Annotated in this window: 9 protein-coding genes; 2 read left to right on the forward strand and 7 right to left on the reverse strand. The window is 40.4% G+C overall.

The window, feature by feature from the left end; genetic code table 11:
• Positions 1-12 precede the first annotated feature (12 nt).
• The 3 genes from IL356_RS12245 to IL356_RS12255 are packed head-to-tail and all read right to left on the reverse strand — an operon-like array spanning position 13 to position 4,118.
• The gene (locus IL356_RS12245) at positions 13-1,152 is read right to left on the reverse strand and encodes a formylglycine-generating enzyme family protein (RefSeq protein WP_121848734.1); all 1,140 of its coding nucleotides are present in this window, start codon (positions 1,150-1,152) and stop codon (positions 13-15) included.
• 30 nt (positions 1,153-1,182) lie between these two features.
• A complete protein-coding gene (locus IL356_RS12250) occupies positions 1,183-2,757 on the reverse strand; it encodes an arylsulfatase (protein ID WP_121848733.1) in 1,575 nt (524 codons plus the stop codon).
• An 11-nt stretch (positions 2,758-2,768) separates the two neighbouring features.
• Entirely contained in the window at positions 2,769-4,118 is a 1,350-nt protein-coding gene (locus IL356_RS12255; RefSeq protein WP_121848732.1) for a Gfo/Idh/MocA family protein, read from the reverse strand.
• A gap of 367 nt (positions 4,119-4,485) precedes the next feature.
• On the opposite strand from IL356_RS12255, the gene IL356_RS12260 reads away from it, so the two are divergent.
• The gene (locus tag IL356_RS12260; RefSeq protein WP_121848731.1) at positions 4,486-5,754 is read left to right on the forward strand and encodes an MFS transporter; all 1,269 of its coding nucleotides are present in this window, start codon (positions 4,486-4,488) and stop codon (positions 5,752-5,754) included.
• A 47-nt stretch (positions 5,755-5,801) separates the two neighbouring features.
• Here IL356_RS12260 and IL356_RS12265 read toward each other — a convergent pair whose 3' ends face one another.
• The 3 genes from IL356_RS12265 to IL356_RS12275 form a co-directional block, all read right to left on the reverse strand.
• Positions 5,802-7,241, reverse strand: a complete 1,440-nt coding sequence (locus IL356_RS12265) for a rubredoxin (protein WP_121848730.1) — start codon at positions 7,239-7,241, stop codon at positions 5,802-5,804.
• A gap of 22 nt (positions 7,242-7,263) precedes the next feature.
• On the reverse strand, positions 7,264-10,797 hold the full coding sequence (locus IL356_RS12270; protein ID WP_121848729.1) for a nitrate reductase: 3,534 nt from the start codon (positions 10,795-10,797) through the stop codon (positions 7,264-7,266).
• A 139-nt stretch (positions 10,798-10,936) separates the two neighbouring features.
• A complete protein-coding gene (locus IL356_RS12275; protein ID WP_121848728.1) occupies positions 10,937-12,292 on the reverse strand; it encodes an alpha-amylase family glycosyl hydrolase in 1,356 nt (451 codons plus the stop codon).
• Positions 12,293-12,416: 124 nt separating this feature from the next.
• Between IL356_RS12275 and IL356_RS12280 the strand changes: the two genes are divergently transcribed.
• Positions 12,417-13,709, forward strand: coding sequence for a serine hydrolase domain-containing protein (locus IL356_RS12280; RefSeq protein ID WP_121848727.1), 1,293 nt, complete (start codon positions 12,417-12,419; stop codon positions 13,707-13,709).
• 49 nt (positions 13,710-13,758) lie between these two features.
• On the opposite strand, the gene IL356_RS12285 is transcribed toward IL356_RS12280, so the two are convergent.
• Positions 13,759-14,430, reverse strand: coding sequence for a response regulator transcription factor (locus IL356_RS12285; protein ID WP_121848726.1), 672 nt, complete (start codon positions 14,428-14,430; stop codon positions 13,759-13,761).
• Positions 14,431-14,572: the final 142 nt, after the last annotated feature.

Genomic DNA, 14,572 nt, shown 5'->3' on the forward strand with positions numbered 1-14,572 from the left:
AAATTCGTGATACTATTTAGCATTGAGCATTTCAGTTGTGGCTACCGTTCTGAAACCCAAATGTTCCAAAGAAGAATCAAGGCTTGTTGCCATACGTGCAGAAACCCTATAACTCGCACAATAAGATGCGTTGCATAAAAAAGAGCCACCTTTCATAACCTTTTCTCTTGCATAAGGGTCTCGAGCATTGTAAGGTGATGTGGCACCCTGAGGGTTTTTGACAATTGTATTTTGAGTGCTTAGTTCATTGTAGTAATTACTATTGTACCAGTCAGAAGTCCATTCCCAAACATTTCCGGCCATGTCAAAAAGCCCCAAACTATTACTAGGATATGATTTTACCGGAGCGCGGCCCTCAAAGCCATCTTCTGATGTGTTCGTTACAGGAAACTCTCCTTCCCAAGTATTTGCTTTTTTGTTAAGGCCTTCCCCTGAATTTCCCCAAAAATAGACCGACTCAAAATTATCGCCTCTAGCCGCCAATTCCCATTCGGCCTCTGTAGGCAAACGTCTATTGGCCCATTCACAATATGCCAAAGCATCTTCATACGCCACCTGCACTACAGGAAAGTCATCTTTTCCTTCAATATTACTATCCGGTCCGTTCGGGTGTCTCCAATTAGCACCGATAGTCCATTTCCACCATTGAGAAAAATCATAGAGATTCGGTACGGTACTTTTTGCCTTTTTAAACGTTAAAGACCCGGGCTGCATGATGGAATCGTGAGGTTTTGGTGTTCCTTCGGGCAGCTGTTTTTTCATTTCTTCCCAATCAATTTCCCTCTCGGCTACGGTTACGTATCCTGTTTCTTCTACGAATTTTTTAAACTGCCCATTTGTAACTTCGGTAACATCTATAAAAAAACCGTCTACCGCTACTTTGTGTGCAGGCCTTTCATGAGACATTGCCATTTGATCACTAGCAACGGCCCCTTTCGTAAAAACACCTCCGGGCACCCATACCATGCCAGTAGGCACATTGACCCCTTCAGGAATATCTTTAACCACCGTCGTATCAATCTTTCCAGTTGACTGTGCTATTGAGGCAGTTGAACTGTCTTTTTGATTGTTTTTACTTTTTTCTTTTTCATTACAACCCAGCAATAGAAAAGTACAGATTGCCGAGAATAATAAACGATAGGGTAATTTCATAGGTTGAGATAATGAAGGTCAAATTTAACCTTAATTTTCTGCAATAAGGCCATTCTCGATTTCAGGAATTTTAAAATGTTCAAGTTCAGGGGCTTCACGTTCATTTTTAAAAATCATCGCCGCCTTTTTTACAATTTCCGGATGCTGGTCTGCCACGTTGTGCTGTTCAGTGGGGTCGTTCTTGAGATGATAGAGCTCCAAGGTCGAAGGTTCTTTGTTTGAGAGGTTCTGCCTTACCAATTTCCATTCTCCCATTCTTATGGCTACCTGCCCGCCATAACTTGGAAACTCCCAATACAAATATTCATGTTCTTTTTGGTCGGTTTCTCCCAGTAAGGTGGGTAGTATACTGATTCCGTCAGTATCCGTAGGTATATCAAAACCTGCTACCTCGCCAAATGTTGCCAGCATATCATAGTGCACAGAAGGCAAATCACTTCTTTGACCCGATTGAATATGATTTGGCCATGAAGCAGTCATTGGCACTCGAATGCCCCCCTCATAGAGATACCCCTTGCCTTTACCATAGGTGCCGTCGAAGGGTTTTGCACTATCGAAGAAAGTAGGGTCGGCACCTCCGGCATAACTAGGTCCGTTATCGGAAGTAAAAACAATCAAAGTATTCTCATAGATTCCCTCATCTTTAAGTTGCTGTACGAGACGGCCAATATTCTCATCTAGGTAAGAAACCATCGCGGCATAGGCCGCATGCGGATTTTTATGCGGAAAGTAACCATTAGAACCTAGGTAAGGTTCTTCATTCCCGAACTTATCGATATAATAGTCAACCCACTTTTTCGGTGCTTGAAGTGCTACATGGGGCAAGGGCGTCGCCCAATAAAGAAAAAAGGGATTCTCTTTATGAACCGATACAAAATTGGTCAACTCCTTGAACATTAAATCAGGTGCATACTGCTTTAGAGTGTAATTAGCATAACTATCATCATTACTGGGGTCAGCTCCCTTGACCAATTTGGTATTTGGGGCTATCGTATCATTTGACAGATGTATCCTAGACTTGTTTTTGTAAAGGTGTAAAGGATAATAGGTATGTGCCTGTCTTTGACAATTAAACCCGTAAAAGAAATCAAAACCCATATTATTGGGAATTGAATGGGTATGAGGCGCACCCAAACCCCATTTACCGACCATTCCTGTAGTGTAACCGGCCTCTTTAAACCGGTGCGCCAAGGTAACGGTCGATTCCGGCATGGGGCCTTGCCCTTCTAATGTGGAATCGTTGGCCATGGCTCGGTAGTTCCAAACATCTCCCCTTTCCTTCCATTCATAATTACTTCTAATATAAGAATGGCCGGCATGCTTACCGGTAAGAAACATATATCTGGCAGGGGCACACACAGGAGCACTGCTGTAGTGTTGTGTAAATAACATACCGGAATGGGCCAAGGCATCGATGTTGGGCGTCTCTATTTTTTCTTGACCGTAAACCCCAAGCTCGGCATAGCCCAAGTCATCTGCCAGAATATAAATAATATTAGGTTTCTTTGAATTGATAGAGACCTCGTTCTCTTTCTGTTGTTCTTTACAGGAATAAAAAAGAATCCCTGCCAAAAGCAGGGATACCCATATATTTAGAAATCGCATTTGATGCTGGTTTACATTACTTGCGTTTTGCCAGGGGTAGGTATATCATATAAACCTTCGGCATTTGGTTGAACCGGTGCCGGAGAATCCCATGTCAAAGTATCTGGAGCCAAAGCAAGATTTGACTGTAGCGCCTCATCCCACTTAATTACTTTTCCTGAATAGGTGGCCATTCTACCAATGATAGCACTCATGGTACTTTTAGCACCGTTTTCAGCGTCTGCAATAACACCTCCGTTTCTTATGGATTCAAAAAGTTTGATATGCTCTACTTGATACGGGTTTGGATCATCTTTACCTCTGTGCTCAAAAATCACTTGACCGGTCCAATCTTTTAGGGTAGCGTTGTCTCCTTCTGTCGAGACGGTTCCCTTCGTACCTTGAAAAAATTCCGATACCCTGCTCATAGTTTCTGGCATATGCCTACACTGACTGGCAATGACCGCTCCACTAGGGTAAGTGAACTCCACAAAATGATGGTCATAGATTTCACCATGGTCTTTACCCGTACGAACCTGTCTACCGCCCATTCCCTGTGCGGAAATAGGGTATTCCCCAATAAACCAGTTGGCTACGTCAATATTGTGAATGTGTTGCTCTAAAATATGATCGCCGCACAACCAATTGAAGTAGTACCAGTTTCTCATTTGGTATTCAAGTTCACTTTGGCCGGGCTGTCTTTCACGCACCCAAACACCACCACTGTTCCAATACACTTGACCAGAAACTATCGAACCTATGGCATCTTTATTTAGATGGTCTATAGCTGCCAGATAACTGTCTTGGTAATGACGTTGAAGACCTACTACCACGTTCAGCTTTTTCTCTTTGGCCACCTTTGCCGCCGCCAAGACTTTTCTAACACCGGGAACATCGGTTGCCACCGGTTTTTCCATAAACACGTGCTTTCCATTATTTATGGCATATTCAAAATGTTGAGGACGAAACCCTGGAGGTGTGGCCAAAATAACCACATCGGCCATATCAATGGCCTTCTCGGCCGCATCGAAACCTACAAAGCGATGCTTTTCTTTCACACTAACCTTCTTGGTTTCACCCATAGCCTTCGAAATATTCATAAGACTACTTTGCAAACGATCTTCAAAAGCATCGGCCATGGCCACTAGCTCAATATTTTCGTCGGCAGTAAGCGCTTGTACCGCTGCACCCGTACCTCTACCGCCACAGCCTACTAAGGCCAGCTTTAATTTTTTATCGTTCAATACGTTCACCATAGCGTTCATTTGCATATTAGGCAATAGCATGGCGCCCCCTGTAAATAAGGCCGTATTTTTTACAAACCCCCTTCTTGAATTGGTAACTAAAGGTGATTTTTGATTTTTTGAATCAGAATTCTTCATTTCTTACAGTCGTTTAGTTGAATTTGGATTTTAAACAATAATCCTGTGAATATATAAATAATATCGCACTCAAACGTTTGAGTTCTTATGTTTTTGATGATATTACGGTTTTTTTAACTCCAAGGTCAACCTTGGGCTTGTCTTAGTTACTGCCTTTGAGAAAATTACAGTTTTCTTTTAACTTTTTATCAGGCTGGTTTCGAAAAAATCAAGATAACAACTTCACCGTAATTTGTCGTTTCTAATGTATTTTTTTTATCAATTACGGATTTTTGAATTATCTTTCGTTGCAATTTTCTCAAAAAACACTGCTTTTCTATACCATATCGGAAGAGCGCACTTAAAACGATAAACCAAATAATACCTTATGGAAACATCAACGAATGTACAGGCAGTTAATGCCAATCGACTCTTTTATGCAAGTTGCTTTGCATTGATTACCACAGCATTTTCTTTCGCCATTGCGGCAGGAACCTTAGACCAACTAAAAACAGAATTAGAATTGACAGCCGGAGAAGCCGGTCTTATTTCTTCCATGTGGTTTTTGGGCTTCCCGATTTCAATGGTTATAGGAGGGCTTATTTACCACAAAGTAGGTGGTAAATCAATTATGCAGTTTGCATTTTTCGCACATACGATAGGTATTTTACTTTTGATCTTTTCAGGAAGCTATATGGGTTTACTAGTAGCCAACCTTTTAATAGGACTTGGAAACGGATGTACCGAGGCTGCCTGTAACCCAATGATTGCCGATGCCTATCAAGGAAATCGGATGAGTAAAATGATGAACCGCTTTCACATGTGGTTCCCCGGTGGTATTGCTTTGGGAAGTTTACTTTCAGGAGGTATGACCCAAATGGGAATTTTAGGTCAAAATCAAGTGTGGTTGCTTTTGGTACCTGCCCTGATCTACGCATTTCTTTTCTTTGGACAAACATGGCCAAAAGCAAAAGTAGAGGAGGCTGCAACCTTATCAGGAAACATCAAAGCTATGCTGTCTCCCCTATTCATTTTTATGGTCGTCTGTATGGCGTTGACCGCTATTACAGAGTTTGGGCCTAACCAATGGGTCGGACTCATATTATCAAATAGCGGTGCCCACCCTATGTTAATTTTAGCCTTGACCTCAGGTCTTATGGCTGTTGCCAGATTCTTTGGTGGCGATATGGTAAAAAAATTCGACCAAACCGGGGTTCTTCTAGGCTCTGCGGTTTTGGCCTTGGTCGGATTGTATCTCTTTAGCTCTCAAACAGGAGCCATGGCTTATGTTGCCGCTATTTTCTTTGCATTGGGTATTGCCTATTTTTGGCCGAACATGTTGGGCTTTATCGCCGATAAGATACCAAAGAGTGGTGCTTTGGGATTATCTATTTTGGGTGGTGTCGGAATGTTCTCTTCATCTATTTTTCAACCGATAATCGGTACTTGGATCGATGCTGATCAAGAAATGGCAGCTGCCCAAGGTTTAACAGGAAATGAGCTTAATCTAGTAGCGGGTCAGGCCACTATTGGTACTATGACCGTCTTTCCAATCATATTGATTGTATTGTTTACCATCTTATATTTCTGGGTTCGTAAAATGAAAGCTAGCACTAGTGCCCAAGCTCATTCAGAAGCTGAATCTACCGCCATGTAAAACGGTTAATTTATAAAATAGAAAAGCGGCCTTTGAGGCCGCTTTTTCTATGCCATTTGAAGTTGTATTCTTTGAAAATTACTTTTAGGAGCCTCACAAACGGGACAACAATAAGCTTCCGGAAGTTCTTTAAAATCAGTATTTATTGACATCCCTGCTTTCGCATCGCCGAACTGGGGATCATATATGGTCAAGCAATCGGTACATTGATATACTGGTTTGCTCTTCTCCACTGTAAATTTTTCTACCGTTTCAGCAATAGCCGGTTTTACTACCGACCCTAATTGGTCAAAGTATTTTTTACTTAATTCCATTAAGAGACCCGGTAATTCAATTTTATCCACATCTTGAGCCAAGGCCAAATATTTTTGTGTATTGGGGTCAAAATTCTCAAAGTGTAATACATTATAGGTCGGTCTTACCTCAAAATCTTTGATAATCGATGGCGGAGCATTTTTTTCAATGATAACGGATGCAAAATGAGAACGTTTTCCCACATCATTACTAATTCCGAAAGTCAACCCGTAGGTACTTATATCGTTTTGATCAAAACTTCTGACCAAAAACTTTTTAAGCTCCATGGCTTCTGCATCATCAACAGGCAGGTGCCAGTTCATCTCAAGTTGCGAATGCCGCACGTTAATTCCTCTTTTACCCAAAAATCTTTCTAATTCAGGTCTAGAGTTCTTTTTAATTCCTTTAATAATGAAAGACTTCCATGGGGTTATGCATATCTTTCCAATGCTGTTGTCCAAACAGAATCCGCAGAGTTCCTTCAAAAACTGAAGGTCGTACCTGTTGTTACGCCAATACAGCCCCAACCAATACTGTTCGAGCCCCATGCGGTTCATACCCTCATAGTACGGGAATTTAATATAAGACAACTCTAACGGTTTGTCAATAGTACGGCTGTTGGTGTCGAGTTTTTTATTGAGAACGAACGAAAGTTCTTCCACATCATTTACTTCTTCATATATCTCCTCTATGGCCTTTGCGAGATTCGAGATATCCCAACTATAGATTAAAACCGGATAGTATGCAGATCTTTTCCAGTGAGGCAATTTTATATTGAGATACCAATAGTCTTCATTGTCCGATGCTATAAAATTTAGGTTTCCGTTGAACAAAGGCACTAGACGTTGTTTCGGGTCCGTGATATTTATCTTGAGCTTGGGCTTAAAATCAAAACCTTCTAAAATATAAAGATAGGTAGACCCTTTTAACCAATAGGTCATGTCGAATATATCGGCGGAAACATAGGAGCATACAATGTTTTGATAACTTCTGTTGGGTTCTATTTCTACATTGAATTTCGATATGACATCAAGATGTTCATCATTAACCTCAAGAGGAAATAACAAATCTTGCCTAGATCCAAAGTAAACCTCTTTTAAGCCGGCCGCCTCTAACATGGCAATACAATCTTTCAGCTCACCCGGTGAGGTAACGCCCCCTTTGATCATTATTCGATGTAGATTATCGTTCATAGCCTTTAAATATCAATTAAACTCAATGTGCAGCAACTTGTATTTGCGATGACAAGATTTCTTGTACTTCGGGTTTACAGCTACCACAGCCCAAACCGGCACCTGTTTCAGAACAAAGCTTACCAAAGTCTTCACAACCACCCCGAATTGCATCAATGATATTACCTTCACCAATTTGGCTACAAGAACAAACCAATTTACCTTTCATGGGAACCGAACTTGAATTGCCCCTTAACAGCTCATCACGCTTCTCTGACAATTCAATTTCTTCTTCGATCAATCTCTTGAATTCGGCAAATTCATTCTTATCGCCCATTAATATGGCACCTTTTAAGGTATCATCTTTCACGATACACTTTTTGTAGTACCGTTTACTGACATCCATAAAAATAATCTCTTCATAACTTGGGTCGTCAGAAGGTATGTTCACCATACCAAGACTACAAAGGTCTAAATCTTCAAACTTGAGTATGTTCATAAGAATTGACCCGTTGTAAATACTGGAGAAATCCCCTAAAATAAATTTTGCTGCAATATCGGCCTGCTGCTCTGCCGCAGAAGTAATACCGAACAAGGCATTTCTAAACTCGGCAATCTCACCGAGGGCAAAAATATCGGGCTCACTTGTTTGCAAATATTCATTCACAATCACCCCCCTACTGGTATCGATATCAGAAAATTTGGCCAATTCAATATTCGGTCTGGTACCTATGGCATATACAATGGCATTGCTTTTAATGGTTCTACCTGTTTTGAGAGTGATGCTCAAGAAATTCTTTCTTCCTTTTTCCTCAAAAACAGTGCTAACCTCATTATCAAAATATATCTTGATACCCCTTTCTGAAACATCTTCGGCCAACAACCTACTTGCCACCCGATCTAATTGGCGCTCCATTAACCTCGGTGCCCGCTGTATAATACTGATGTTGATATTTCTTTTTTTCAAAGCGGCTGCCAACTCCAGCCCCAATAAACCGCCTCCCACAATCACCACATGCTGTTCTTCTTCCGGTAGGCCAGTTTGGTGAAGGTACGTTCTTAGTTCATCGGCATCACCTCTTTCTCTCATGGTAAATCGCCCTGGCAAATTGATGGGCACATCGCTGGGTACAAATGCACGGCTGCCTGTAGCCAAAATCAGTATATCATAAGCATGCACCTCTCCTTTCTCATCGGTTACCTGCTTTTTGACTTTATCGACGCTTTTAATACCAAGCCCCGAATGCAAGGTAATACCAAGCTTTTTTATCTCTCCTTTTTTCAGTTTCTCCAGTGCTTCCCAAGAAAGCTCTTCACTCACATATTCCGGTAATAAAACCCGATTGTAAAATGGGTCTTTTTCTTTGGAAAATACATGAACTTCATCCGTTCTGTTTTTTGACCTATAGGTCTGAACAAATCTATAGGCAGCGGCACCTGCACCAATGACTACCACTTTTTGTTTTGCCTTCACATATTTTGATACTTGTACGGCACAGTATTTAAAATCAGGTTCTTTTGAAATGGGGTCGACCAGATCGCTGGTCATATTATTGGCCCTACCAAAATCATTATTGAGCATTTTTCCCCAATGCATCGGTAGAAAAACAACCCGTTCCCTAATATCGTAATTAACCTTAACCTTTACCTGTACATCACCCCTTCTACTTTTAACAACCGCTACATCGCCGTCTTTAAGGTTTCTCAGGTAGGCGTCGACTTTGTTCATTTCTAGAAACGGTTCGGGTATATGGGTCAATAATCGTTTCACCTTTCCCGTTTTGGTACGGGTATGCCATTGATCCCGAACTCTACCGGTATTCAAAATCAACGGGAAATCTACATCGGTCTGCTCTGACTGATTATATAATTTGGGAGGCGCATTGAAATGCGATTTTTCGTCGTTGGTAAAAAAATGCAAATCGGTAAATAGCCGTGGGGTACCTTTATGTTTAGGGTCTGGAACCGGCCACTGAAAACTGCCTTCGTTTTTCAGTCGATCATAAGATAAACCTGATATATCGATATTCGTTCCTTTGGTCAACAAGCAATGCTCATCATATACTTCGCTTGCATCACTATAATCAAAACCTTCATACCCCATCTTTTTGGCAAACTTCCAAAGTATTTCTACATCGGGCAAGGCTTCCCCGGGCGGGTCGATCACTTTTGGAAGGTAACTGATACGCCTTTCGGAGTTCGTCATGGTGCCTTCTTTTTCCAGCCAGCCAGCTGCAGGCAATAGCAAATCAGCAAATTCGGTTGTTTCAGAATTATGCGATATATCTTGAACCACCACGAAACTGGCATTTTTTAAGGCCCTTTCAATTTTGTTGGCATTCGGGAGACTAACAATGGGGTTGGTACAGATTATCCAAATAGCTTTCATTTTTCCACTTTCCAAAGCATCGAACATTTCCGTAGCCGAATAGCCAGCTTCGCCGGAAATTTCCTTTCCCCCCCAAAATTCAGCCACTTCAGCTCTGTGTCTGGGATTGCCAAGGTCCCTATGAGCCGCCAGTAAACTTGCCATACCACCTACTTCCCTGCCACCCATGGCATTTGGTTGACCCGTAAGGGAAAAAGGACCCGCACCTGGCTTACCAATCTGACCGGTAAGTAGGGAGAGATTGAGTAGGGCCAAATTTTTACTTACCCCAATGACACTTTGATTGAGACCCATCGTCCACATAGAAATAAAAGCTTTCGCATTGCCTATATAACTGGCGGCAGTACGTATATCATCAATCGAAATACCACACAATTCAGCCGCCTTACGCAATGAAAGCTGAAAAGCACTTTCTTTACACGCCTCAAAATTCACAGTGTGGTTCTTAATGAACTTTTTATCTATTTTCTTTTTTTCGATAAGCCAACGGGCAATCGCATTGAATAGAATGACATCGGTACCCGGCAATATTTGAAGATGCAAATCGGCAATGGCGCAAGTTTGCGTTTTTCTAGGGTCAACGACAATAATTTTAACCTGCGGATTTTCCTCTTTATGTTTTTCAATTCTTCTAAAGAGAATGGGGTGACACCAAGCAGGGTTGGCACCCGCAATCAAAAAGCAATCTGAAAGTTCGATATCGGCATAAGAAATAGGAACCGAATCTTCGCCCAACATTTTTTTGTAACCTACCACTGCAGAACTCATACAAAGCCTACTATTGGTATCGATATTATTGGTGCCTATAAAACCTTTGGTAAGCTTGTTTACGAGATAATATTCTTCGGTAAGGCACTGGCCGGATACGTAAAAACCAACACTATTAGGCCCATGTTTGTCTATGATACTTTTGAATACAGCCGCCGCTCTTTCGAAAGCAGTATCCCAAGAAATTCGTTGCATAGGGTGATTTCGACTCCACCTCATTTGAGGATATAGAATTCGATCCGTAGTATCTTGTGCTACATAATTCAGGTTTTTTCCTTTTGAGCATAACATGCCCATATTTACGGGATAGCTCTCATCACCTTTCACAGAAAGAGTACCTTTGCTATCAACAGAAACCTCTATACCACATCCAACACCACAATACGAACAAATGGTTTTATGAGTACTTTTCTTTAACATGACCCGAGCCTTTATAAGTTAAGAACTGTAGATACATGCAAGTTATAAAAATACGTATATATACGTAGTGAATTAATCGTAAAAGTCGACCTTATTTTTACGAGTACTTTAAAAAAGTGTTGGTTTTAGTTCTATTAATTCAACTTGACAGTTGAAGAATTCGTCCTTTTTCTGGGGGAATTTCAATAAACACGGTATCTGAGTCTACATTTTTTTGAAAATCGGCATCCAATAAATCAATTAAAACACCTTTTCCCAAATTTATTTTGACACTAACTTTTGCAGCACAACTAGCCATATTTAAGGCCATAATTAAATTTTCTTCCCTGAATTTTCTTACATAAACAAATTGTTCGCCACTTACCAATATGGTTCGGTAATTGCCTTTTCGCAGCGCAATTTGCTTGCGACGTATCGATATCAACTTCTTGATCCAATTGAACAAGTCTGGCTTATGGGCTTTTTCAAATCTATTCCTGTATCGTATAGCAGGCCTCAGTTCATCATCAATATGACCGGTTTTTTTACCTGAATACCCATATTCACTTCCATAATAAATAGAGGGAATACCTGGTAGGGTAAACAAAAGAAAGTACAGAAGGTTCAAATGTTCTTTATGGTGAATGGACGTATAAGAACGTTGCACATCATGGTTATCTACAAACGAGTATAATTCTAAATCAATGTACCTACCATACATACCGAACTGATCGCTCAGTATCTTTTCAATAAACTTGAAACTTCTTTTATTAAAAGACTCGAAGAAAGGTCCGTGAAATTCATAATTCGTTACTGAGTCTAACTTTGCTTCTTTTATCCATCGGTTGTAATCGCCCTGTACCACTTCACCCATCAACCAAAATTCAGGATTCAGACCTTTACATACCCTATTCAGTTCCTGCATGAAATTGAAGTCGAGAATATCGGCAGTATCCAATCGCAAACCGTCTATGTTAAAATACCGGATCCAAAACTTGACCGCTTCCAGAAGATGTTCCTGAACTTCTTCATTTAATAAATCAAGCTCTACCAACTGGTAGTGGCCGTGCCAAGCATTATAAGTAAAAGAATCGCCCATAGGGTTGCCCTTACTAAAATCTAACCCGGAGAACCAATATTTATAGGCTGAAGATGATTCTTTTTTCAATACATCTTTAAAGGCCCAAAAATTACGGCCTACATGGTTAAAAACGCCATCGAGAACGACCTTGATATTTCTTTTATGGGCTCTTTCCACGAAATCTTTAAAGTTTCTGTTGCTGCCCAGACGTCTATCGATTCTGAAATAATCAGCGGTATCGTACCCATGTGAAGTCGATTCAAAAACAGGACCTATATATAAAATGTCGCAACCAAGGTCTTGCATGTGATCCAGCCAAGAATACAAATCTTTGATTCTGTTGGTGGGCTCCATTTGAAAGGAATTTTTCCTCTCCGCACCCAAAAGGCCGATCGGATAGACATGATAAACAACCGAATCTTGAATATTTGTCATTTAACACTGAAATGGGAGATAAAAATTAAGGAATTAAATAAGAAAATGTGTATTTCATCCGTTATTTGTGTAATTCATCCTATATTCATGCCACATAACCGAACTACTAAATCCTAACTTTTTCATGCGGACTATCAAATTTCTGGCTGTATTTGCAATTTTAGCCCTTACCATGTTCATTGCAACTTCAAGTGTCAAAACGCCAGAAAAACTAAATACCTCTTCAGAAGCGACTGCTACGATTACCATAAAAGAGGAAATCAAAAATCCCGTCGACGCCCGTCAATACAAAGCTGACAAAGAAGAACTACAGAAAAAATTACGTAGTTATTTTGCCAAGGCCATTGCCTCGGGTGATATTGTTGGTGCCGGGGTAAGCATCGTTCAAGGTGATAGTATTATTCTTTCTGATGGATACGGAAAAAGAAATGCCCGTTATAACGATCAAGTTGATGGAGAGACCGTTTTTCGATTGGGTTCTTTATCTAAAGGGTTTGCAGGTGTACTTGCCGCCAACCTTAAAAATGAAGGTTACCTTTCATGGAAAGATAGAATTATCGATTATCTACCTCAATTTCAATTAGGAGATGCAGTAAATACTTCGGAAATAACTCTGGCCAACATTCTTTCGCACACTTCTGGAACTCCTTACCATAGTTTCACCAATCTGGTTGAGGCTGGTTTACCGATGGAAACTATTGCCGAAAGATTTAAAGAAGTTGCTCCGATCAGTAAGCCAGGTGCTATGTACAGCTACCAAAACGCCATTTTTGCTTTATGCGGCGAGGTAATGAAAAAAGCGACGGGAGATGAAATTTCAACCTCTCTAAAAAATAGATTTTTCAGTCCGTTAGGAATGTGCAGTACGTCAATGGATCACAAAACCTTAAAACAGACTATCAATATTGCACTGCCTCACTCCAAAAGAGGTCATGGATGGAGAACTCTCAATCTATCGGATAATTATTACAATGCCGTCGCTGCTGGCGGAATCAACGCCAGTGCACATGATATGGGTCGATGGATGCGTTTTTTACTTGGCCACAACCCTGAAATCATGGGTAAAAATGCCTTGGAAGAAGCCTTTACGCCTTTTATAGAAATTACCGGGCATCATAAGTATTACCACAAATGGCCCGGGCATCTTAAATCTTACTATGGTTTTGGATGGAGAATTCACAAATTTAAAGATGAACAAAGCTCTCAAGAAAAGACCATTTGGCATCATGGCGGTAGCGTCAATAACTATAGAAACGAAATTGCGGTATACCCCAATTCTGATTTAGGCATTTGTGTTCTCTTGAACAGTAATTCAAGATTGGCGCGCACGGTCATTCCTGATTTGTATGAAATCGTTTCTGAGATTTACAATTCGGAAAACGTCGTTCAAAAAGAAGAGCAAAACAACACCTTATAGGCCCTTTAAGAGTACAAATAGAAGGGAATAATTCAGAAAAACTAAAGTCTTAAACCAAATTAAATTCTTGGGCTTTTTTTGATAAATCTATCAAGTTCTTTACCTCCATCTTACGCATTAAATTAAATCGATGGGTTTCTACGGTACGTTTGCTATTTTGCAGTTTTTCTGAGATTTGCTTATTTGTTAAACCAGAAAGAACCAGCTCTAAAACCTGTAATTCCTTATTGGTGAGGTCGAATGGGTTATTGCCAATTTTTGGTTTTGTAGTGGTTTCAACTATTTCTTTATTCGGATTGAGAAGGTTATTGACCAGTACATTTGAAATATCGCCACTGTAGTACTTGCCCCCTTCCCTAACCGTATGAATAGCTTTAATAAATTCGGTCTTATCAGTGTCTTTCAGTAAATAACCTTTGGCACCTGCACTAACTGACTGCAATATGTACTCTTCAGAATCATGCATGGAAAGAATGATACTTTTCACTTGAGAATTATTGGCATTCAAGGCCTTGACCGCCTCTATACCTGTCATTTCAGGCATTCTAATATCAATAATCAACAGGTCAGGATTCTTTTCCTCGACAAGTTTTAAAGCTTCCTTTCCATCAGCGCCCTCGCCAATGACCTCTAAATCTGATTCACTTTCTAATAAAGCCCTGATACCGTCGCGTACCAAAGAATGGTCATCGACTAGCACTATACTGGTAATTGTACTCAAAATTATAGGTATTTATACGTACAAATATAGTTGAAATTTGAGATGAACACCAGCTTTCTGAACTAATCGGTATATTTTTCGGATAGAACTATTTCAAAATACAACAAAAAAAGGACCGCAAACACCTAAACTGGTGAGCACG

This window comes from Euzebyella marina (assembly GCF_014855515.1).
GTDB classification, from domain to species: domain Bacteria; phylum Bacteroidota; class Bacteroidia; order Flavobacteriales; family Flavobacteriaceae; genus Euzebyella; species Euzebyella marina.